Genomic DNA, 21485 nt, shown 5'->3' with positions numbered 1-21485 from the left:
GTCCGGGCGCCCTCAGCGCTCGGTGCGGCCCCGGTCCTCCGCGTCGCCGCCGGCCGGAGCCGGGTTCCCGGATGCCGGGCCGGACGGCCGGGCCGGGTCGCTCGGAGCCGGTGCCGTTGACGACGGCGCGGCGGTCGCCGGCGCCGAGGAGGACGACGTCGGCGGGGTGCCGGCCTCCCGCCCGTCCTGCACCGGCGCCGGCGGCGCGCTGCTCTCCGCCGGGTCGGGCGCGGCTTCCGGCTCCGGCTCGGGAGCGGGCTCAGGCTCCGGCTCGGGCTCCGGCTCCGCCGCCCGGACCGGCTCCTCCTCGTCGTCGTCCCACCGGTCGGACGCCCAGGTCTCCGGTGCGCGGTCGCGCTGCGGCCGCGGGGCGGGCTCCGGCGCGACGGCGAAGAGCACCCGCACGGTGTCGCCCGGGCGCAGCTGCGCGCCGGCCGGGTCGACGGCGGTGACCGCGCCGGGCTCGGCGGCGTCGGTCACCTCCTCCACGCGCTGCACGAGCAGCCCCAGCGCGGACAGCGCCAGCGCCGCCTCGTCGACCTGCCGGCCGACGTAGTCATCGGGGGCCAGCACGATCCGCGCGTCCTCGGTCTGCGCGGCGACCACCGTCGGGCCGGCGTCCCCCTCGTCGCTGGAGACGGCCACGAAGACACCGGCGGCGGCGCCGGCGCCCAGCAGCAGCGTCACCACGGGCACCAGGACGGCGGCCGCGCCGCGCCGGCGGGGCGACGGCGGGCGGACCGTCCGCGTGGCCGGGCCCTCCGCCGGGCCCGCGACCGGGGGCGGGCCGGGGTGCAGGGCGACGCTGCGGGTCGGCGCGGGCTCGGGCTGGGGACGGCCGGCGCGGACGTCCTCGACCGCGGCGAGGAAGGCGGCGGCGTCGGGGATCCGCGACGCCGGGTCCTTGGCCAGCGCGCGGCGGATCAGCGTGCGGACGCCGCCGGGCAGGTCGTCGGGCAGCGGCTCGGGGTCGTCGCGCACCTGCTTGAGCGCGATCGTCACCGCGTTGTCCCCGTCGAAGGCGGGGTGGCCGGTGAGGCACTCGTAGCCGACCAGGCCCAGGGCGTAGACGTCGCTGGCCGGCACGGCGTGCTGGCCCTCGGCGACCTCCGGCGCGAGGTACTGCGGGGTGCCGATCACCTGGCCGGTCCGGGTGAGCGGCACGCTCCCGGCCGACCAGGCGATGCCGAAGTCGGTGATCTTCACGCTGCCGTCGGCGCGGACCAGGATGTTGCCCGGCTTGACGTCGCGGTGCACCAGCCCGACCCGGTGGGCCTCGGCGAGCGCGGCGGCGGTCTGCTCCAGCAGCACCAGCGTGGCGGCCGGGGTCAGCCGGCCCTCGCGCTGCAGCAGCGCCGACAGCGGCTCACCCTCGACCAGCTCCATGACCAGGTAGGCCAGCGTCTCGCCGCTGCCGTCGGTCGCCTCGGTCTCGCCGTAGTCGAAGACGGCGGCGATGTGGGGGTGGCTCAGCCCGGCGGCGTGCTGGGCCTCGGCGCGGAAGCGCGCGCGGAAGGTCGGGTCGCCGGTGTACTCGCTGCGCAGCACCTTGACCGCGACCGGACGGCCCAGGAGGACGTCGGTGCCGCGCCAGACCTGCCCCATGCCGCCGGCGGCGATCAGCTCGGCGAGCTCGTACCGGCCACCCAGGTTGTGTCGACCCGGCTCCACCACGGTGGCTCACTCCTCGCCTGTGACCCCGGCTGTCCACTGCACCCCGGGGACGCCGGTGCCCCTGGCTGTGGATGTCCCGCAGCCCGCCCCGCTACACATGCCGTGCAGGAACGGCGCCGACTGCGAGGTGCCGCCGTCCCCGGAGGACGGCGCCGCCCGTCGTCCGCCGTCCATGCTGCCAGGCCCGGGGGCCTCCGGAGGGACCGTCCCGTCACGATCCGGCCACGGTCGGGGAGGCCGCTCGCGGGACGTTGCACGACGTTGCACGCCGCCCCGGAGCCCCGTGTCCCGCCTTGCCAGCCGCTCGACCGGACTGTGACGGTGGGCACCCCGGCGGCGGGCGCGCCGCGGACACGACTCGACGGAGAGGACGTCCCCCCATGACCAACACCGAGCAGCAGGCCCCGGCGGTCCCCGACATGACCGAGGTGCTCGCCGACGCACCCACCAACTGGGGCAAGTGGGGCCCGGAGGACGAGGTCGGCGCGCTCAACTACCTCACCGCCGAGGAGGTGCTGCGCGGCGTCCAGCACGTCCGGCAGGGGAAGGTGTTCACCCTGCAGCGGCTGATCGGCGACCCGAAGGGCGACCCGGTGTGGCCGGGCCGCAAGCCCGCCGAGCGCACCATGATCCTCGACGAGTCCACCTGGGACTCCCCCGACGCCCCGCAGTTCCCCGGCGGCCTGCACTACGCCGACGACAAGATCAACGCCTTCCTGCAGGGCTCCACGCAGTACGACGCCCTCGGCCACGTCTGGTACGACGGGCAGATCTGGAACGGCTACGACGCCCGGACGACGGTCGGCGGCATGGACCGCGCCAGCGTCGAGCCGATCGCCCGCAAGGGCGTCGTCGGCCGCGGCATCCTGCTCGACATGGCCCGCTTCCGCGGCAAGGAGAACCTCGACAAGGGCGAGACCTTCACCCACGAGGACCTGATGGCCTGCGCCGAGGCCCAGGGCACCCGGATCGAGCCGCGCGACGTCCTGCTCATCCGGACCAACTTCCTGAAGCTGTTCCACGAGCAGGGCGAGGCGTTCTACGAGGGCTTCAACGAGCCGGGCCTGGTCTACAGCCCCGAGCTGGTGCGCTGGTTCCAGGACATGGAGATCCCCAACCTGACCACCGACACCATCGCCAACGAGGTCACCTTCGACCCGAACAACGGCACCGCGCTGCCGCTGCACTGCGCGCTCATGCGCAACCTCGGGGTGACCCTGAGCGAGATCGCCGACCTCGAGGAGCTGGCCGCCGACTGCGCCGAGGACCGGCAGTACGCGTTCCTCTACGCCGCCGCGCCGCTGAAGATCCACCAGGCCACCGGCGCCCCGGTCAACCCGATCGCGATCAAGTAGCCGTGGGCGTCTACACCGACCGGCCGTGGCTGGCCCTCTACCCGGAGGACCGGCCGGCCGGCACCACGCCGGAGCACGAGACCGTGCTCGAGGTCTTCCAGGCCTCGCTGGCGGCGGCGCCGGACGCCGTCGCGATCCGCTACTTCGACGGCGTCCTCACCTTCGCCGACCTCGACGCCGCCTCCGACGCCCTGGCCGTGGGCCTGACCGGGGCCGGCTTCGCCCCCGGCGACCGGATGGGCCTCTACGTGCAGAACGACCCGGCGTTCGTCATCGGGCTGCTCGGCGTCTGGAAGGCCGGCGGAGCCGCGGTGGCGATCAACCCGATGAACAAGGCGCGCGAGCTCACGTACCTGCTCACCGACTCCGGCGCCACGGCTCTGCTGTGCCTGGAGGAGCTGTACACGTCGGTGGCCCGCGACGTCCTGCCGGAGACGCAGGTGCGCACCGTCGTCACCTGCTCGCCGCTGGACCGGCAGTCGCGCGACGACCCCCGCGTCCTCGGGGACGTGAAGCGGGACCGGCCCGACGGCACGCTCGACCTGGAGGAGCTGGTCGCCACCCACGCCGGCCGCGCGCCGGAACCGGCGTCCCTGTCCCGGGACGACGTGGCGGTGCTGACCTACACCTCGGGGACGACGGGCGTGCCCAAGGGGGCGATGAACACCCACGCCAACATGGTGTTCAACGCCGCCACCTACCGGGACTGGATGCGGCTGACGCCCGAGGACAGCGTGCTCGGGGTCGCACCGCTGTTCCACATCACCGGGCTGATCGGGCACATCGCCGTCGCGCTGCTGGTGCCGTGCCCGCTGGTGCTGGCCCACCGGTTCCACCCCGAGGTGGTGCTGGACGCGATCCGCGAGCACCGGCCGACGTTCACGGTGGGGTCGATCACCGTGTTCATCGCGCTGTCGGGGGTGCCCGGCGTCGGGCGGGAGGACTTCGCCTCGCTGCGCACCATCTACTCCGGCGGCGCGCCGATCGCCCCGGCGGTCACGGACGCGTTCGAGGAGAGGACCGGCCGGTACATCCACAACATCTACGGCCTCACCGAGACCAACTCGCCCTCGCACGCGGTGCCGCTGGGGCGGCGGGCGCCGGTGGACCCCCACTCCGGGGCGTTGTCGGTGGGGGTGCCGGTCTACGACACCGTCGTCCGGATCCTCGGGGAGGACGGTGCGGAGCTGCCGCCCGGCGAGGTCGGGGAGATCGTGACGTCCGGGCCGCAGGTGGTGCCGGGGTACTGGCGCAAGCCCGAGGCGACCGCGGAGTCCCTGCCCGGTGGTGAGCTGCGCACCGGGGACGTCGGGTTCATGGACGAGCAGGGCTGGTTCTACCTGGTCGACCGCAAGAAGGACATGATCAACGCGGCCGGGTACAAGGTCTGGCCGCGGGAGGTCGAGGACGTCCTCTACGGGCACCCGGCGGTCCGCGAGGCGGCGGTGGTCGGCGTCCCGGACGAGTACCGCGGGGAGTCGGTCAAGGCGTTCGTCTCGCTCAAGCCGGGGGCCACGGTGACGGCGGAGGAGGTCATCGCCTTCGCCAAGGAGCGGATGGCCGCCTACAAGTACCCGCGCACGGTGGAGATCGTCGACGAGCTGCCCAAGACGACGACCGGCAAGATCCTCCGCCGGGAGCTCCGCGACCGTGACGCCTGAGTGAGCATCGCAGGGAGCGCCAGCGACCGAGGAGCGGAGCGAGGGCGGAACGGTCGCCGTCAGCACCGCGACAACGCTCCGCGATGATCAGGTGAGCTGATCGTGCAGGGTCCTGGCTCACCGTCGACCGTGAGCCAGGACCCTGCAGCGTGAGCCGGGACGCTGCGACGTGCGCCAGGACGACGACGAAGGACGAGGTGGGGCGACGATGCCCGAGACCGTGACCCGCGAGGACGCCGGCGGCGTCGCCACGATCACCATGCTGCGCCCGGGGCTGACCCACCGGTCGCGGCGCGAGCTGCTCGACGTCGTCCGCGAGGTGGCCGCCGACGACTCGGTGCGGGCCGTGGTGCTCACCGGGTCGGGCCGGGCCTTCTGCGTCGGCCAGGACCTCGGCCAGCACGTCGAGGCCCTGCGGGGGGACGCCGCGACGTCGCTGTCGGTCGTCGAGGACGAGTACAACCCGCTGGTGCTGGCGCTGGCCGCGCTGCGGGTGCCCGTCGTCGTGGCGGTCAACGGTGCGGCCGCCGGCGCGGGGCTCGGCATCGCGCTCGCCGGCGACCTGCGGGTGGCCGCCGCGGGCGCCAAGTTCACCACCGCCTTCGCCGGCATCGGGCTGTCCAGTGACTCCGCGCTGGCCTCCCGGCTGGTGCACTGCGTCGGCGGCTCGCGGGCCACCGAGCTGCTGCTGCTGCCCGAGCCGTTCCTGGCCGAGACCGCCGCCCAGTGGGGCCTGGTGCACCGGGTCGTCGAGCCCGGGCGCGTGCTCGCCGAGGCGCAGGCGCTGGCCGCGCGGCTGGCCGCCGGCCCGACCGCCGCCTACCGCGCGATCAAGACCGTCCTGGCCACGGCCGCCACCGACTCCCTCGAGGACACCCTGGCGCTGGAGGCCCGGCTGCAGACCGGCCTGGGCCGCACCGACGACCACCGCGAGGCCGTCGAGGCCTTCCTGGAGAAGCGCGCCCCGCAGTTCACCGGTCACTGAGCGCGCACCCCGCGCTCCTCCCGGTACCGACACGAGCGGGTCCGGTCGGCCGGCCCCCCGGGCAGCCGACCGGCTGCCGATCCGGTGACAGGCTGCGGCGGTCCGGCGGCGTACGGGAGGGGCGGCACGTGACGGGGTCCACCAGGTCCGACGAGGTCCGGCAGCCGGCGGCGCACCACCCCCTGCCCCGGCGGGTCGTGCTCACCGGCAACGTCGCCCAGGAGCTGCCCCCGCCCCGACCGGCCCTGACCAGCGACCTCGCCCCGCCGGTCGCCCGCACCCCCACGCCCCGACCGGCGTCCGTGCGGCTGACCGCGGCGCTGTGGTGGGCCGGCTGCCTGGCCGCGGTCACCGGCCTCACCAGCGCGCTGCTGGACCTCGGTCCGCTGCGCGACCGGCTGGCCGCGCTCGCGACCGCCGAGGACCCCGCCGCCCCGGCCGACCTGGTCGCCGACGGCGTGGCGGCCACCGTCGCGCTGGTCCTCGGCGGGGTCGCCGCCCTGGTGGCGGTCTCCCTGGTGTGGACGGCGCTGGTGCTACGCGGGCGCGGCTGGGCGCGCTGGGCGCTGCTGCTCACCGCGGTGCCGGCCGTGCTCGCGCTCGACGTCGCCCAGACCGTCGTCGCCGGGGGCGCCGACCTCGACCGGTGGGCGTTCGTAGCCGCCGCCGGGCTGTTCGTGGTCGCCCCCGTCCCGCTGCTGAGCCGCTCGGCCCGGGCCTTCCGCGGCTGACCGGTCCAGCCCGGCGAGCAGGCGCTCGCAGGCCCGGACGACGACCTCCGCGGCGTCCGCCGTCGCCCGCCAGGCCAGCGGGTCGTCGGCGGCGTCGCGCCAGCGGGCCAGCGCGTCCAGGGCGGCCCGCCGCAGCTGCCCGTCCGGGGTGCCCTCCGGCAGGCCCAGCCGGGCGGCCGGGCCGGTGCCCGCGGCGCCGAGCAGGCCCTCCGCCTCGGCCCGCAGGTGCTCCGGCAGCGGGCCGGCCGCCGCGCGGGAGCGGGCCAGCAGGTCGAGCTCCGCCAGGTCGGGGGTGGCCAGGCGCAGCCGCTCCAGGTCCGCCCGCAGGTCGTCGTCCGCGGGGAGCGGGTGCTCGTCGAGGACGTCGGCCAGCAGCCGCAGCGCCGTCCCGGCCCGCAGCTGCGTGCCCCGCTCGGTGAACTGCACCCGCAGCAGCCGCTGCAGCTCGGCCAGCCCGCTGCGGGCCAGCAGCTCGTCGGCCAGCGCCGAGGCGTCGGGGACGCCGGTCCGCACCAGGGCGACCGACAGCCGGATGCCGAACAGGCCCAGCCGGTCCAGCAACGCGGCCCGCACCTCCACCGACAGCGGCACCGGCGCGTCGGCCCGGGTGAACCGGTCCGCGGTCAGCAGCATCCGGGACACCTGCTGCTGGTCGGCCGAGGCCAGCGTGCGCAGCGCGACGAAGTCGCCGTGCCGCAGGGTCCGGCCGGCCAGCGCCAGCAGCCCGGCCACCGGCAGCACCGCCGAGCTCACCGCGCGCACCTGCGGGTCGGCCGACATCCGCCGGGCCACCGACTCCGCGGCGGCCAGCGCGTCGAGCCGCCCGGCCCCGACCTCGTCGGCGCGGGAGAGCACGGTGATCGTCGTCGTCAGCGCGCCCGCTCCGCCGGTGCCGGCCTGGAAGGCGGCCAGGACGGCGACGTCCTCGGGCTGCGGCTGGCGGGTGAGGAAGACGACGGCGTCGGCGCCGGCCGGCCCCTGGTCGGTGCCGAGGAACTCGCGGGTGCGCGTGCTGGTGCCGGTCGACAGCGACGCGATCCCCGGGGTGTCGACGACGGTCGCCGGCCGCAGGTCGTCGGCCGGCCAGTCCACGACCAGCTGCGCGACCTCCTCCGGCGGGGTGCCGCCGAGCTCCAGCCGCAGGCCGCCGTCCGCGCGGCGCACCGGCAGGGTCCGCCGGCCGCCGTCGGTGCCGTGCAGCTCCACCCGCGGGGTGGCGCCGTGCCGGTAGTGGGTGACCACCCGGGTGCACTCGCCGGCGTCGGTGGGCGCCACCCGCGCGCCGACCAGGGCGTTGAGCAGCGTCGACTTGCCCGACTTCACCCGCCCGACCAGCGCCAGGCGCAGCGGCTCGTCCAGCCGCCGCCGCTGCGCCGCGAGCCGGTCGGCGACCGCGGGTACGTCCTGGTAGCGGGCCAGCGCCTCGTCGAGCAGCGCCCGGACGTCGTCCAGCTCGGTCACGTGGCCTCCTCGCCGGCGCTCGTCGTCCCCGTGCCCGGCGGTGCTGTACCCCTGCGTGACCTCGCGGGCTCGGTCACGTGCCCTCCTCGCCGGCGCTCGTCGTCCCCATGCCCGGCGGTGCTGTACCCCTGCGTGACCTCGCGGGCTCGGTCACGTGCCCTCCTCGCCGGCGCTCGTCGTCCCCATGCCCGGCGGTGCTGTACCCCTGCGTGACCTCGCGGGCTCGGTCACGTGCCCTCCTCGCCGGCGCTCGTCGTCCCCGTGCCCGGCGGTGCTGTACCCCTGCGTGACCTCGCGGGCTCGGTCACGTGGCGGGCACCGCCGCCCTGCCCAGCGCGCGGACGTCGGCGGCCAGCCGGTCGAGCTGCTCGCGCCGCTGCCGCAGGGCGCGGATGCGGGCGTCCCGCTCGGCGGTGGCCTCGCGGGTCGAACGCTGGGCGGCGGCCACGGCGTCGGCCAGCGACCGGGCCATCTCGTCGGCGGTGTCGCTGATCAGGTCGCGCAGCGTGCGGGAGACGGTGCGCAGCCGGTCCTTGAGGTGCTTGCCCACCTGGAACACCACCTCGTCCAGGTGCCGGCGCACCACGGCCTTCGCGTCCGACCGACGCCGCTGCAGGCGCTGCTGCTTGTCGTCGTTGTAGGCCTTACGCCCCAGCAGCACGCCGGCGGCGACCGAGACCGGGTTGATGATCGCCATCCCCGCCAGGCTGGTGACCAGTCCGGTCATCAGGACGCCGGTGTAGGAACCGCGCAGCCCGATGAGAGTCCGCTCGCGCAGCGTCATCGAGCCGTCGTCCAGCTCCGGCAGGTCCACCAGGCCCTCCAGCGCGTCGCCGGCCGCGCCGACCGACAGCGCGGGCACCGCACCGCCGCCGTCCTTGGCGAACTGCTCGATCACCCGCGCCGCCAGCCACTCGGAGCGCTGCTCGGCCCACACGTAGCTGTCGGCGACGGCCGCGGCGATCCGCCGGTCCAGCCACTCGGCGAGCTCGGGCCACATGGGGCCGGGGTCCTGGGCGTCGATGGCCTCCTCGGCCTCGCGGATCACCGTGCGCGAGCGGTCGCGCAGGTCGAAGTCGATGTCGGCCACCAGGTCGGCCACGCCGTCGGCGAGCACCTGCTGCCAGCGCGACGAGCGGCGGCGCAGGTCGTCCGCGGCGGCGCGGGCGTCCTCCAGACCGCGCAGCAGCTCGTCGCGGTGCGCCGGGTCCTCCAGGCCGGCCAGCTCCGAGCGCACCGCCAGGGACAGGTGGTCGGTGACCGCGGTGAGGTCGTGCACCAGCGCCCGGCGCGCCAGCACCTCGGCGCGGTCGGCCACCTCGCGGCGCAGGTGGGTGACCAGGGCGCCGATCCCCGACTCCTCGTGCAGCTCGCGGTCGCGGTGCTGCACGGCGAGCTGGGCCAGCGCGGAGGAGACCGCGAACACCGGCGCCTCGACCCCGCGGCCCGCCAGGTGGCCGCGGTCGAGCTCGGCCACCTCCCGCCAGTGCGGGCAGGCGTCGGTCTTGGTCAGCACGCAGACCACGGTCGGGCACAGCGCCGCGGCCTGTTCCAGGAAGGCCATCTCCGGGGCGGTGAACTCCTGGCTGGCGTCGGACACCAGCAGGACGGCGTCGGCGGTGGGCAGCAGGTCGACGGTGCGCAGCGCCCGGTGCGAGCCCACGCCGCCCACCCCGGCGGTGTCGACGATCTCCAGACCGTCGAGCAGCCGGCGGGGCAGCTCCACCTCGGCCTGCACCAGCCGCTCGGTCCCCTCGCCGGTCACCCGGGAGGCCACCTGGTCGATGGGCACCGGCACCCGCTCGGTGGGCCCGTCGTCGTCGGCCCGCGACCCCGTGGCGAGCACCAGGCTGGCCCGCGGGGCCTCGCCGGCCCGCACCACCGTGGGGACGACGGTGGCCACGTCGTCGGCCACCGGGCAGACCGGCGCGCCGACCAGGGCGTTGACCAGCGAGCTCTTGCCCTGCTTGGGCTCACCGACGACGAGCACCCGGACCCGCGGGTCCTCGCTGCGGGCGCGGGCCTGCAGCAGCCGCCGGTGCAGGTCTGGCCGCTCGCACGCCTCGGCCAGCGCCAGCGCGCGGTCGAGCACCTGGACCGTCGTGACCACGGACACCTCCTGGGCACCGGTTCCTACCACCGGCGGGCCGTCGGGGACAGAGCGCGGCCGGGTCCCGGTCGCTCCCCCGTGGAGCGACCGGGACCCGGCGTGCGCGGTGACGGTCAGTCGATCTCGGAGTCGACCACGGAGTCGTTCACCGAGTTGTCGTTGCCGCTGTCGTCGACGTCGATGTCCGTCGAGTTGTCCGACTCGTCGTCGAAGGAGTCGTTGATCGAGTTGTCGGAGTTGTCGGTCCGCTCGGAGTTGTCGTTGAACGAGTCCTCCACCTCGACCTCGACGTCGTCGTCCGACGAGTTGTCGACGTCGTCGTCCGACGAGTTGTCGTTGAACGAGTCCTGGACGTCGACGTCCGTGGAGTTGTCGTTGAACGAGTCCTGGTTGTCCGTGGAGTTGTCGTTGAACGAGTCCTCCACCTCGACCTCGACCGAGTTGTCGGACTCGTCGTTGAAGCTGTCGGTCACCGTGGTGGTGTTGCCGACGTTCTCCGAGTCGCTGACCACGGTGACGTCGTCCACCCGCACGGAGGTGTTGTCGCCGACCTGACCGCCGTCGTCGGCGGTCACGTCGTTGTCCTCGTTGCCGTTGAAGCTGTCCACGGCCTGCGAGCCACCGACGTTGATCGGGCTGTCCTCGATGTCGACCTCGACGTCGGTGTTGTAGGAGTCGCTCACCGAGTTGTCGCTGTTGTCGATCGAGACGTCCTCGACGTCGTCGCCGGCGACGATGCCGCCGTCGTTGTCGATCTTGGTGACGTCGCCCTCCACCTCGCCGAAGATCGCCTGCGCGTCGCCGCTCACCCAGATGCTGTGCGAGGCGTCGATCTCCACCGTGGTCTCGGTGTGCGCGTAGTGCACCTCCTGCAGGTGGGTGATGACCACCGTCTCGGTGCCGCCGACCGGCGCGGGGGAGTGACCGTGGCCGTGGTCGTGCTCGTCGTGGTCGGGCCGCCGGGCCGGCTCGACGTCGCCGTGGTGGTGGTCGTCGTCGTCGGCCGCGCTCGGGGACGAACCGCTCCGGTCGTCGGCGTCGCAGTCGCGGCCGCGGCCGCCCTCGTCGTCGTCGTCGTCCTGGCCGCGGCCGCCCGCGTCGTCGTAGCCGCCGTTCCAGCCGCCGTAGGTGGAGAAGTCCTGCACCATCGGCACGAGGTCGGCGACCTCCTCCGGCGTGGTACCCCCGAGGCCCGCGGCCTCCAGGGCGCCGTGCGGGTCCGCCTCGTAGGCGGCGGCCTTCTCCGGGTCGCGGAACAGGTCGAGGATGAAGTCGAGCAGCGTGCTCGCGATGGTGGACATGCGCACTCCTGGGTCCCGAGCCGTCCGCCGTCGGTCGGCTGCTGCGGCGCAGTCCACTCCCACCGGCCCCGCCCCGGCATCGGGGAGAGCGCCCCCGTCGTCCGGCGTCGTTGGGGGATGCCCGCTGACTGTGCGTTAGGGGCTGCGGGGTGTCGCCCCCTCCTCACGGTCCGCCGTCGGTCCGTCCCGTCGACAGGCGAGACAGGGCGGACGGGTGGGACCTACGTTGCGAGGGACCCGCCGGTCCGGACCTGGACCCGGGACAGCAGTCAGGCAGGGGGACCTGTGCGCAACGGCGAGTACGGGTTGGGGATCGACGTCGGGGACGGTGCCGTCTCCGCCGCGGTCTGCACGGTGGACGGGCAGGTGTGCGCGCTGCCCCTCGCGGAGGGGCGGGTCACCGCGGCGGTCGGGGACGACGGCGCGCTCGCCCTGGTCCCCGCCGACGGGACGGCGCGACTCCGGCCGCTGCTGGCGCGGGTCGGCGACGGGGTACCGGTGTACGCCGGCGGTCGGGCGGTCCCGGCCGCCGACCTGGTCGCCGCCGCCGTCGTGCGGGTCCGGGAGCTGGCCGCGGAGCAGGCGGGCCGCCCCGACGCGTGGACGGTGGTCACCGTGCCGCCGTCCTGGGCCGGGCACCGCTGCGCCGTCCTGGCCGCAGCGCTCGCCGAGGCCGGCGTCCCGCGGTTCTCCCTCGTGTCGAGCGCGGTGGCCGCGGTGGCCGCGCACGTGGCCGCCGGGGACCTGCCGGCCGAGCCGACGGTCGCCGTCTACGACCTGGGGGCCGGCGCGCTGGACACCGCCGTCGTCGGTCCCACGCCGGACCAGCCGCTGGCGCACCTCGCCGGCCCGCCCGCACCGCTGCCCTGGGGCGGCCGGGACGTCGACGACGCGGTCGTGGCGCACGTCGCCGGCTGCCTCGACACGCCGGCCGCGGACCCCGCGGGGCTGCGGGCGGCGTGCGTGGCGGCCAAGGAGGCGCTGTCGACCGCGACCGTCGTGCAGGTCCGCACGCCGGGCGGACCGGTGCGGCTCACCCGCGAGGAGCTCGACGAGGTGCTGGCGGAGCCCGCGCAGCGCTCCGCCGCGGTGCTGGCCGCCACGGTGGCGGCCGCCGGGCTGCGGGCGGCGGACCTCGACGCGGTGGTGCTGGCCGGTGGCGGGGTGCGCGTGCCACTGGTCGCCGAGGTGCTCTCCGGCGAGCTGGGGCGGCCGCTGGTCGTGGGCGCCGACCCCGCCCTGACCGCGGCCCTCGGGGCGGCCACGCTGGCCGCCGGAGCGCTGGCGGCCGAGGAGTCGGGCGTGCCGGAGCCGGCCGTCGTCGCACCCGCCGTGGCGGAGCCCGCCGGAGTGGTCCCGATCGCCGCCGTGCCGGTGGGTACGGACCCCGCCGCGGACGACGACCGCCCGGCACCCGCCCTCCCGCGCCCCCGCAGCGCCCGGGCGGGGCAGGACCGGACCCGGCCGGGATCACCGCCCCGGCCGGCGGGCCCGGCCGTGCGGCGCGGCGCCCGGCTGGGCCGCGGCGCGGTCGTGACCGGGCTGGCACTCGGGTTGCTGACCCTGGGACCCGCCGCGGCGGGTCTGTACGACGCCGTCCTCGCGCCGCCTCCCGCGGGACAGGAGGCGGCCGCCGCCGACGACGGCGACGTCGTGGCCCGGGGCTCGGCCGCCGTGGGCGACACCTCGTCCGCTCGGGCCGCGGGGGCTCCCGCAGCGGCCGCCGCCCCCGCCGCGGGGTCACCTGCGCGGACCAGCCTGGCCGCCGCCATCGCCACCGCCGCCCGCACCGGCGGAGCACCGGCTCCCGGTCGGGGCACGTCGTCGCCGAGGAGCACCGCCCCCGGGTCGTCGAGCGCGGCGGCCGGCCCGTCCCGCGCGGCCGGCACCCCGAGCGCCGTCACCCCGGGTGCCGGGACCTCGACCGCCACCGCCCCCGCACCGGCGACCGGTGGTCCGACCGCGCCGCAGACGTCGGCCGGACCGCCGCCCGTGGTGGCGGAGCCGTCCACCCCAGAGCAGCCGCCCACCACGCCCGGGACCAGCGAGCCGCCGGCCGGGGAGACCCCGGTCGAGCAGCCGGCGCCCCCGCCCGCGACACCCGAGACCGTGGAGCCCGCGCCCGTGGACCCCGTCCCTGCACCGCCCCCGGCCGAGGAGCCGCCCGCCGCGGAGCCGACGGCCGAGCCGGCTCCCGCGATAGCGGCCGACGCCGCTCCCGGCACGGCCGCGGCGACGACGGCGGGCACCCCGTGACCACCGCGACCGCATGGACCCCGGAGCTGGTCCGCGAGCTGACCGCCCCCGCGGGCCGGGCGCCGGCCGTGGTGACGGTGCAGGGGCCGGGGGGCACCGGGAAGTCGCTGCTGCTGGCCGAGCTGGCCACCGCGCACGAGCGCGCCGGGCTGGCGGTGCTCGACGCCGTCCCGGAGGACCCGGCCGCGCTGCCCGGCCCGGTCGCGGTCGTCGTCGACGACGCCCACCGGCTGACCGGGGACGACGTGGTCCGCCTGGGCGGCCTGCTGCGGTCGCCCGCCGCCCGCGTCGTGCTCGCCCTGCGCCCGTGGCCGCGCCCCGCGCCGCTGCACGCGCTGCTCGCCGAACTGGGCCCCGCCCGCCGCACCGTCGTCCTCGGGCACGCCGACCGGGGGCAGCTGCGCGGCTGGGCGCGCGAGCTGCTGGGCGAGGGGCTGGCCCCCGCGCTCGCCGACGCCGTCCTGGTCCAGAGCGGCGGCCTGCCCGCGTACGCGCTCCCGCTGCTGCGGGCGCTGGGCCGGCGCGACCGCAGCGGGGTGCCCGCGCAGCCGGGCCGCCTGGTGGTGCCCGACGAGGTCACCGACCGGGTCCGCGCGGACCTGGCCGGCGTGGACGAGCAGACCCGCGCGCTGCTGCACGCCCTCGCCGCGGGGGCGCCGCTGGACGAGGACGTGCTGGGTGAGGTCCTCGGCCTGCCGGCGGACCGGGCGGTCGACCTGCTCGAGGCGGGCCGGGCGACCGGCCTGCTGCTGGACGCCGGCGAGGTCGTGCCGCTCGCCGCCCGGGGACTGCTGGCGGCCACCCCGCCCGACGTCACCCGGCGGGTCCGCCGCCAGCTGCTGGCGCTGCTGGTCGAGCGCGGCGACGAGCCCCTGGAGCTGGCCCGGCGGCTGGCCGCGGAACGGGTCCGCGACCGGCACGCGGCGCTGCTGCTGGAGCGGCACGGCGAGGCCGCGCTGACCGACGACCCGGCGCTGGCCGCCCAGCTGCTCGGGGAGGCCGCGCGCAGCGGTGCGCCGGTGGCGTCGCTGGCTGGCCGGCGCGCGCAGGCCGCAGCCCTGGCCGGCGACCTGGACGGCGCGCTGCAGTGGGCCGACACCGCGCTGGCCGACGAGACCGCCCCCGACCGGGCCCGCGCGGCCGGGGTGGCCGCGGCCGTGCTGGCCCAGCGGGGGCTGCTGACCCGCGCCGCGGGCCTGTGCCGGCTGGCCGGCCCCGAACGCGCGGGCTCCGCGGCGCTGGCCCTCCTGGCGACCGGTGAGCCCGACGCGGCGACCGCCGCCCTGGAGGACGCGCGCACCGCGCCGGGGCTGCCCACGGTGCTGTCCGTCAGCGAGGAGCTCACCGCGCAGGGGGTGCTGCAGTCGCTGCGCACCGGGGACGACGCCGCCGCCGACATCGCCGCCGCGCTCTCCACGCTGACCCGCGCGGCCGCGCTGCTGGAGCCCGTGGGGCGCACCGCGCTCCTGGTGGACTCCCCCGCGGCCCTGGCCGCGCTGGTGGCACTGCACTGCGGGGAGCTGGGGGTGGCGGAGTCGGTGCTGCAGCGTGCGGTGGACGCCGACCTCGGCGGCCCACCCTGCCGGCGGCGGCACCGGCTGCTGCTCGCGTGGATCGCGATGCTGGCCGGCCGGGTGTCGCGGGCGCGCGAGCAGGTCGCGCAGGTGCAGGGGGACGGCGGGCCGCTCGAACCGCGCGACGACGTCGTCCTGCAGGCCCTCGAGGTGGGCCTGGCGCGGCGCAGCAGCGACCTGCCGGCCCTCGTGCAGGCGTGGGTGCGCGCGCGCGAGGCCGTGGTGCGGTACCCGGTGGACCTGGTCACCCTGCTGCCGCTCGGCGAGCTGGTGGTGGCCGGGGCGCGGCTGCGGGACGGCGAGCGGCTGCGCCCGCACCTGGCCGAGGCGCAGGCCCTGCTGGGGCGGCTGGGCGACCCGCCGCTGTGGGCCAGCCCGCTGCACTGGAGCGGCGCGCAGGCGGCGATCCTGGCCGACGACCCGGACGGGCTGCGGCCGCACGCGGCGGCCCTGGTGGCGGCCTCGCGGACCAGCCCCTACGCGGCCGTCCTGGCGAGGGCCGGGCGTACCTGGCTGCGCGTGCTGTCGGGGGACGTCGACACCGACGGCGTGGTGGCCGCGGCCGAGCAGCTGACCGCGGTGGGGCTGGGCTGGGACGGGTCGCGGCTGGCCGGGCAGGCGGCGGCACGGGCGACCGACCAGCGGTCCCGCTCGGTGCTGCTGGGCTGCGCGCGGTCACTGGCCGACAGCGCCGGCTGCGAGACCGCCGCGGCGGTGCCGGCGCCGCGGCCGGCCGGTGAGCCGACGCCGGCCGTGGGCACGGGCGCGCTCAGCGACCGGGAGCGGGAGGTGGCCCGGCTGGTGGTGGCCGGGCAGACCTACCGCGAGATCGGCGGGCGGCTCTACATCTCGGCGAAGACGGTGGAGCACCACGTGTCGCGGATGCGCCAGCGGCTGGGCGCGGGCACCCGCTCGGACCTGCTGGCGCGGCTGCGTGCCGAGCTCGCCGAGGAACCCGCCTGAGCGGCCCCCTCACGGGGCCGCGGCGGGACGTTGCAGGGGGGCCACCCCGTCAGCGGGTGAGGACGAGGCAGGAGGGGCAGACGTCGCGGGCCGGGGTCGGCCAGGCCTGCTCGACCTCGACGCGGGCCAGCGAGCCGCAGACGGTGAGCTCGCAGGCGCCGTCGACCTCGGCGGCCGGGCGGTGCAGCTCGACGGCGTGCCACAGGGCGGCGGTCGGGCCGTGCGCGCGGCTGCGGGCGGCGACGAGGACGGGGGCGGCGACCAGGGCGGGAGCGCTCATGCCCCCAGTGGTCGGCAGCACGGGCTCCGGTGGTGACGGCCGGACCGGGTGGTGTCACCCCTCCGGGTGAGGACGTCCACCCGGAGGCGGCACGGGCGGGTCCGCCGGGCCGGAGGCAGGATGCGGTCATGGAGCTGACCAAGCACGGCCATGCCTGCGTCGTCCTCGGCGAGGACGACCGGCGGCTCGTGATCGACCCCGGCGCCTTCACCGACCCGGCGGCGCTCGACGGCGCGAGCGCGGTCCTGGTGACCCACGAGCACGCCGACCACTTCGCGCCCGACGTGCTCCGCGCGGCGATGGCGGCCGACCCGGAGCTGCAGGTCTGGACCAACGGCTCGGTGGCCGCGCAGCTGGACGGCCCGGCCGGCCGCGTGCACGTGGTGGGGGACGGCGACGCGGTCGAGGTCGCCGGGTTCGACGTGACCGTGCACGGGGAGCTGCACGCGGTGATCCACCCGGAGGTGCCGCGCATCGGGAACGTCGGGTTCCTGGTCGGCGGCGTGGTCTTCCACCCCGGCGACGCGTTCACCGTGCCCGGGGAGCCGGTGGCCACGCTGCTGGTGCCGGTGCACGCCCCGTGGTCGAAGACCGCGGAGGTGATCGACTACGTGCGGGCCGTGGACGCCGACCAGGCGTACGCCATCCACGACGGGCTGCTCAACGAGACCGGGCTGGGCCTCGTCGGCGCCCTGCTGGGCGAGCGGGGCCCGGGGACGCCGACCCCGTTCAGCCGGCTGGCCCCGGGGGACTCCGTCGACCTCTGAGGTCGGGCCGGGAGCCGCTGGGGACCGGGATCAGCGGACGGCGCGGTCGCGGCCGCCGGCCACGCCCTCGGCGACGCCGATGAGCAGGAGGGCGGCGAGGACGGCGAAGACGAACCCCCAGACGTTCAGCTCGGTGATCGAGCCGACGTCCAGCCAGTCGGCGATGAGACCGCCGATGACGGCGCCGGCGACGCCGAGCAGCATGGTCGCGAGGATGCTCATCCGCTGCCTGCCCGGCTTGATCAGGCGGGCCAGCGCCCCGATGATCGAGCCGACCACGATGAGTCCGAGGATCTGGAGCACGTGCCCTCCTGGGGCCTGGGAGCGGGACGCCGGCCTGACTCGGCCGACCGGCGCGGGGACTCCGCCGAGTTGCGGAGCCCCCGGCACCGGGGTCAGCGGACGGCGCGGTTGCGGCCGCCCGAGGTACCCGCGTAGATGCCGACGAGGATCACCGCGGCGACGACCGCGAGGATGAACCCGAGGACGTTGAGCTCGAAGATGCCGCCCGTGCCGAGCAGACCGGCGATCAGCCCGCCGATCAGCGCGCCCGCGACGCCGAGCAGCATGGTCGCGAGGATGCTCATCGACTGCTTGCCCGGCTTCAACAGTCGGGCGAGCGCCCCGATGATCAGGCCGACGACGATGAGCCCGAGGATGTCCATCACCATGGCGTTCTCCTTGCAGCCGGGGGCGCGCCTGGAGGTGGCACGCCCGAACAGCGGGTTCCGTACCCCCAAGATCACCCCGGCACACGCGCCGCACCAGGGGCACAGGTCACGTCGCGGGCAGTTGCTCCACGTGCGCCGGCAGCCGGTCCAGCTCACCGGCCACCGTCCGCTGCACCATCTCCCGCACGCCGCCGCGCATCAGCCGCTGGGTCAGCCGCTGGGCGAGCCGGCCCGAGGAGTGCGGCTCGTGGCTGACGGTGATGGTCACCCGGGTGGCGCCGGGCCCGGCGTCGGCCAGCTCGATGGTCGTCGTCCAGGTCTCGGGGGTCAGCCGCAGCCGGGTGGTGACCCGCTCCTGCGGCACCCACTCGACGATCTCGCCCTGCGGGGCGCCGGGCGGGGGCTGCACGCCCTCGTCGAGGCGGCCCGGCACGCAGACGAAGCGCGTGCCACGGCCCGGGGCGCCTGCGCCGTCGACGACGTAGGAGACGTCGCAGACGGCGCAGTAGGGGGCGAGGACGGCGAGCGCCCCCCACACCCGGTGCCGCGCGTGGGGCACCTCTCGGGTGCCGCTGGCGGTGACCGGCTGGGGCATGGGACCTCCGGGACGACGAGGGCGGCCCGGCCGACGGTAGTCCGCGCCGGCCGCCCTCCAGGGGTCCGCGCGGGGTGTGGGGGGAACGGTGGGCCGCTGTCAGCGGCCGCTGACGGAGACCTCGAACTCCACCTGGCTCACGTCGGGCCGCAGCCGGGAGAAGCTGTGCACGAGGGGCTGGCCGCTGCTGTCGCGGACCGTCGTCCGCACCACCAGCAGCGGCGAGCCGGCGACCACCTGCAGCAGGTCGGCCTCCTCCGGCGCCGCGGTGCCGACGTCGACGACGATCCGCGCGGTGGCCAGGTCGGCCGAGTACTCCCGCCGCAGGAACTCGTACAGCGAGCCCTGGCTCAGGTCGGCCTCGGCCGCCCGCGGGTAGGTGGCCGCCGGCAGGAAGCTGTGCGCCACGTGGTTGGGGGCGCCGTCGACGCTGCGCAGCCGGACCAGCTCGACGACGTCGGTCGCCGGCTCCAGGCCCAGCTCGGTGGCGACCGGCGGCTGCACCGGGGTGACCCGCTGGGTGAGCACCGTGGTGCCGACCTGGGCGCCCTGCTCGGTCATCACCGAGCTCCAGCCGGCGATGCGGTGCACGAAGCTCTCGCGGTACTCGTGCCGGATGGCCGGGCGGGTCACGTAGGTGCCGCGGCCCTGCTCGCGCACCAGGTGGCCGTCGGCCACCAGACCGTCGACGGCGCGGCGCAGCGTGATCCGGCTGACCCCGTACTCCTCGCAGAGCACCGGCTCGGGCGGGAGCAGGGTGTGCTCGGGCAGTGCGGACACCCGCCGGCGCAGGTTCTCCCGCACCGAGAGGTACTTGGGTCCCGTCACGGCGCTGGTCACCCGACCAAAGGTACTGGGGGTGTAGACGTCTTGTCGTCTACAGACGTCTTCCTGCTCGCCCGTGTCACCTGGGGGGTGCGATCCCCCACGTGAGAGCGGCGTGCACGCGCAGCGCGCGCCACACATGATGTGGTGACATCTCGGCGTCCTCGCCCGGGCACTGGCAGAAGTGGCCGAGATCCGGGGATGGGAGAGGGGATCGACCGTGGCCCAGGACCACCGCGCCCGCCAGTACGCCGCCACGCACCGGCGGATCCACGACGCGGCGATGCGGCTGTTCGGCGAGCAGGGCTACGAGGAGGTGACGGTCGGGCAGATCGCCGCCGCGGCAGGGGTGTCGGTGCCGACCTTCTACGCCCACTTCACCGGCAAGGACGTGCTCATCATGGCGCTGCCGGCGCGCGAGGAGGTGGCCGCCCTGCTGGCCTCGGTGCCGGCCGACCTCCCGATCCGCCAGCGGATGGACGGCGTGGTGACCGGCTTCCTCCGGGGTCTGCAGGGGGATCGCCTCGCCGAGGCCCTGGTGCGCTGGAAGCTGATCGCCCGGACCCCGGGGCTGCGCTACCGGGCAGCGGAGTACGAGCGGGAGACGGCGCAGATGTTCCTCGACGCGCTGGGCGTGGCGGACACCGACGCCGACACCGTCGCCCGCGTCGTCGTCACCGCGCACATGTCCGCGTACACGCAGGCGGTGCTGCGGTGGGCGGAGGCCGACGGCTCGCGGCCGTTGGAGGAGTTCGTCGGGGAGGCCCTGGCGGCGCTGCGCGAGGTGTGAGGCTCAGGGGGCGCGCAGCTCGACGACGGCGACCTCCGGCCGGGCACCGATCCGCATCGGCGGCCCCCAGGAGCCCGCGCCGGTCGTGACGTAGAGCTGGGTGTCCCCCACCCGGGACAGTCCCTGGACGACCGGCTGGTCCAGCAGGACGGCGTAGTCGAAGGGCCACAGCTGGCCGCCGTGGGTGTGCCCGGACAGCTGCAGGCCCACCCCCGCGGCCGCCGCCTGCTCCACCTGCACCGGCTGGTGGGCCAGGAGCACCACGGGGACGGCGTCGTCGCGGCCGTCGAGCGCGGTGTCCAGGTCCGCGCCGTGGCCGGGGACCCCCGAGCCGATCGCCGTCCGGTCGTCGATGCCGGCCAGGTCGACGTACGCGCCGCCGCGCCGGATCGGCACCCGCTCGTTGCGCAGCACCTCGACGCCGAGGGTGGGCAGGTGGCGCAGCCAGGCGGTGGTGTCGACGAAGTACTCGTGGTTGCCGGTGACGAAGTAGACGCCCTGCCGGCTGACCAGGTCCGCCAGCGGGGCGACCTCCTCGCGCAGCTCGCTCAGCTCGCCGTCGACGAGGTCGCCGACGATCGCCACGACGTCGGGCTGCTGCTCGTTCACCAGCTCGACCAGCCGCTCGAAGCGCCGCGTGCTGGACATCGCCGAGAGGTGGCCGTCGGAGAAGGTGACGATCCGCAGCCCGTCCAGGGCCGGGGCCAACCCGGGGAGGGTGACCGGCACCCGGCGGACGACGGGGGCGCTGTTGGCGAACCAGGCGCCGGTGCCCGCGGTGCCCAGTGCGACGGCCCCGGCCGTGGCGGCCAGCCCCCGGGCGAGGAACAGCCGGCGGGAGGCATCGGGGACGGCGCCGTGCCCATCGCCGTCCTGTCGGACGGCACCGCGGCCAGGTGCCGTCGCGTCCGCCGTGGAGCCGCTGCCCGTGTCCCGGCCGGGGGCCGTCCCGCCGTCGCGTCGAGCCGCTGCGTCGTCCCCGCGCGGAGGTCTCCGGCCCCCACTGGGAACGACCTCCTCGACGCCGGTCTCCGTGGTCGGGCTCGCGGCACCGGGCAGCAGGCGACCCGCCACCCAGCGCACCGGCTCGAGCGCCAGCAGGGTCAGGAAGAGGTAGAAGACGACGCCCAGCCAGCTGAAGCCCACCCACTGCACCACCGTGCCGAGCGCGGAGTCCTGCCGGCGCAGCAGCACCGCGCCCACCGGCAGCAGCGCCAGCAGCACCAGGACCACGGTCAGCAGCCGCCGGGTGCGGCCCGGCCGGGTGGTGCTGCGGACCAGCCGCCACCACGCGTAGCCGTTGAGCAGGACCACGGCCAGCAGGACGACGGTGCCGAAACCGAGCACACCGATGATCGACAGCGGAATGACCTCCTCGCCCCCCACCATGGGAGGACCCCGTCCCACCCGTGGAGGACCCCCGTGCTCCCCGCCGCTGGCGTGCTCGCGGCGGGACCCTGCACAGGGGCCGTCAGGGCTCAGGGCG

Annotated in this window: 17 protein-coding genes; 7 read left to right on the top strand and 10 right to left on the bottom strand. The window is 76.5% G+C overall.

What is annotated here, in order from left to right:
* Positions 1 to 12: 12 nt before the first annotated feature.
* Positions 13 to 1674 (bottom strand): serine/threonine-protein kinase, encoded by a 1662-nt coding sequence (locus BLR12_RS12235; protein ID WP_091378083.1) that lies wholly within the window; start codon positions 1672 to 1674, stop codon positions 13 to 15.
* Positions 1675 to 2054: 380 nt separating this feature from the next.
* Here BLR12_RS12235 and BLR12_RS12230 point away from each other — a divergent pair, with 380 nt between their 5' ends.
* From BLR12_RS12230 to BLR12_RS12220, 3 genes are all read left to right on the top strand, one after another.
* A complete protein-coding gene (locus BLR12_RS12230) occupies positions 2055 to 3029 on the top strand; it encodes a cyclase family protein (protein ID WP_091378080.1) in 975 nt (324 codons plus the stop codon).
* Between the two features lie 2 nt (positions 3030 to 3031).
* On the top strand, positions 3032 to 4690 hold the full coding sequence (locus tag BLR12_RS12225; RefSeq protein WP_091378077.1) for an AMP-binding protein: 1659 nt from the start codon (positions 3032 to 3034) through the stop codon (positions 4688 to 4690).
* A gap of 208 nt (positions 4691 to 4898) precedes the next feature.
* Positions 4899 to 5675 carry an enoyl-CoA hydratase-related protein gene (locus BLR12_RS12220; protein WP_091378075.1) on the top strand — a complete coding sequence of 259 codons (777 nt, stop codon included), beginning with the start codon at positions 4899 to 4901 and terminating at the stop codon, positions 5673 to 5675.
* A gap of 536 nt (positions 5676 to 6211) precedes the next feature.
* Here the strand turns inward: BLR12_RS12220 and BLR12_RS12210 are convergent.
* From BLR12_RS12210 to BLR12_RS24520, 3 genes are all read right to left on the bottom strand, one after another.
* Positions 6212 to 7867, bottom strand: a complete 1656-nt coding sequence (locus BLR12_RS12210; protein ID WP_091378070.1) for a dynamin family protein — start codon at positions 7865 to 7867, stop codon at positions 6212 to 6214.
* A gap of 304 nt (positions 7868 to 8171) precedes the next feature.
* Positions 8172 to 9977: a dynamin family protein gene (locus BLR12_RS12205; RefSeq protein ID WP_091378571.1), complete on the bottom strand. Its 1806-nt coding sequence runs from the start codon at positions 9975 to 9977 to the stop codon at positions 8172 to 8174.
* Between the two features lie 113 nt (positions 9978 to 10090).
* The gene (locus BLR12_RS24520) at positions 10091 to 11278 is read right to left on the bottom strand and encodes an IniB N-terminal domain-containing protein (protein WP_176832475.1); all 1188 of its coding nucleotides are present in this window, start codon (positions 11276 to 11278) and stop codon (positions 10091 to 10093) included.
* 285 nt (positions 11279 to 11563) lie between these two features.
* Between BLR12_RS24520 and BLR12_RS12195 the strand changes: the two genes are divergently transcribed.
* Complete coding sequence (locus BLR12_RS12195; RefSeq protein ID WP_176832474.1) at positions 11564 to 13534, top strand: Hsp70 family protein; 1971 nt, start codon at positions 11564 to 11566, stop codon at positions 13532 to 13534.
* Positions 13531 to 16071, top strand: coding sequence for a helix-turn-helix transcriptional regulator (locus BLR12_RS12190; protein ID WP_091378064.1), 2541 nt, complete (start codon positions 13531 to 13533; stop codon positions 16069 to 16071). The genes BLR12_RS12195 and BLR12_RS12190 overlap by 4 nt, the downstream gene beginning before the upstream one ends.
* Before the next feature lie 49 nt (positions 16072 to 16120).
* On the opposite strand, the gene BLR12_RS12185 is transcribed toward BLR12_RS12190, so the two are convergent.
* Positions 16121 to 16351 (bottom strand): hypothetical protein, encoded by a 231-nt coding sequence (locus BLR12_RS12185; RefSeq protein ID WP_091378062.1) that lies wholly within the window; start codon positions 16349 to 16351, stop codon positions 16121 to 16123.
* Between the two features lie 128 nt (positions 16352 to 16479).
* Between BLR12_RS12185 and BLR12_RS12180 the strand changes: the two genes are divergently transcribed.
* Positions 16480 to 17118 carry an MBL fold metallo-hydrolase gene (locus BLR12_RS12180; RefSeq protein ID WP_091378059.1) on the top strand — a complete coding sequence of 213 codons (639 nt, stop codon included), beginning with the start codon at positions 16480 to 16482 and terminating at the stop codon, positions 17116 to 17118.
* A 30-nt stretch (positions 17119 to 17148) separates the two neighbouring features.
* Here BLR12_RS12180 and BLR12_RS12175 read toward each other — a convergent pair whose 3' ends face one another.
* From BLR12_RS12175 to BLR12_RS12160, 4 genes are all read right to left on the bottom strand, one after another.
* Positions 17149 to 17421 carry a GlsB/YeaQ/YmgE family stress response membrane protein gene (locus BLR12_RS12175; RefSeq protein WP_218120635.1) on the bottom strand — a complete coding sequence of 91 codons (273 nt, stop codon included), beginning with the start codon at positions 17419 to 17421 and terminating at the stop codon, positions 17149 to 17151.
* 92 nt (positions 17422 to 17513) lie between these two features.
* Entirely contained in the window at positions 17514 to 17789 is a 276-nt protein-coding gene (locus tag BLR12_RS12170; RefSeq protein WP_255363451.1) for a GlsB/YeaQ/YmgE family stress response membrane protein, read from the bottom strand.
* 106 nt (positions 17790 to 17895) lie between these two features.
* Positions 17896 to 18384: an SRPBCC family protein gene (locus BLR12_RS12165; protein ID WP_091378055.1), complete on the bottom strand. Its 489-nt coding sequence runs from the start codon at positions 18382 to 18384 to the stop codon at positions 17896 to 17898.
* Positions 18385 to 18483: 99 nt separating this feature from the next.
* Complete coding sequence (locus BLR12_RS12160) at positions 18484 to 19224, bottom strand: GntR family transcriptional regulator (RefSeq protein WP_255363450.1); 741 nt, start codon at positions 19222 to 19224, stop codon at positions 18484 to 18486.
* A gap of 205 nt (positions 19225 to 19429) precedes the next feature.
* Here BLR12_RS12160 and BLR12_RS12155 point away from each other — a divergent pair, with 205 nt between their 5' ends.
* Complete coding sequence (locus BLR12_RS12155; protein WP_091378051.1) at positions 19430 to 19999, top strand: TetR/AcrR family transcriptional regulator; 570 nt, start codon at positions 19430 to 19432, stop codon at positions 19997 to 19999.
* Positions 20000 to 20002: 3 nt separating this feature from the next.
* Here BLR12_RS12155 and BLR12_RS12150 read toward each other — a convergent pair whose 3' ends face one another.
* Positions 20003 to 21388: a metallophosphoesterase gene (locus BLR12_RS12150; RefSeq protein ID WP_255363449.1), complete on the bottom strand. Its 1386-nt coding sequence runs from the start codon at positions 21386 to 21388 to the stop codon at positions 20003 to 20005.
* Positions 21389 to 21485 lie beyond the last annotated feature (97 nt).

Source organism: Geodermatophilus sp. DSM 45219 (genome assembly GCF_900104025.1).
In the GTDB taxonomy this organism is placed as follows: Bacteria; Actinomycetota; Actinomycetes; order Mycobacteriales; family Geodermatophilaceae; genus Geodermatophilus.
Note: the sequence above shows the minus strand (reverse complement) of the source record. Positions and strands in the feature narration are given on the sequence as shown.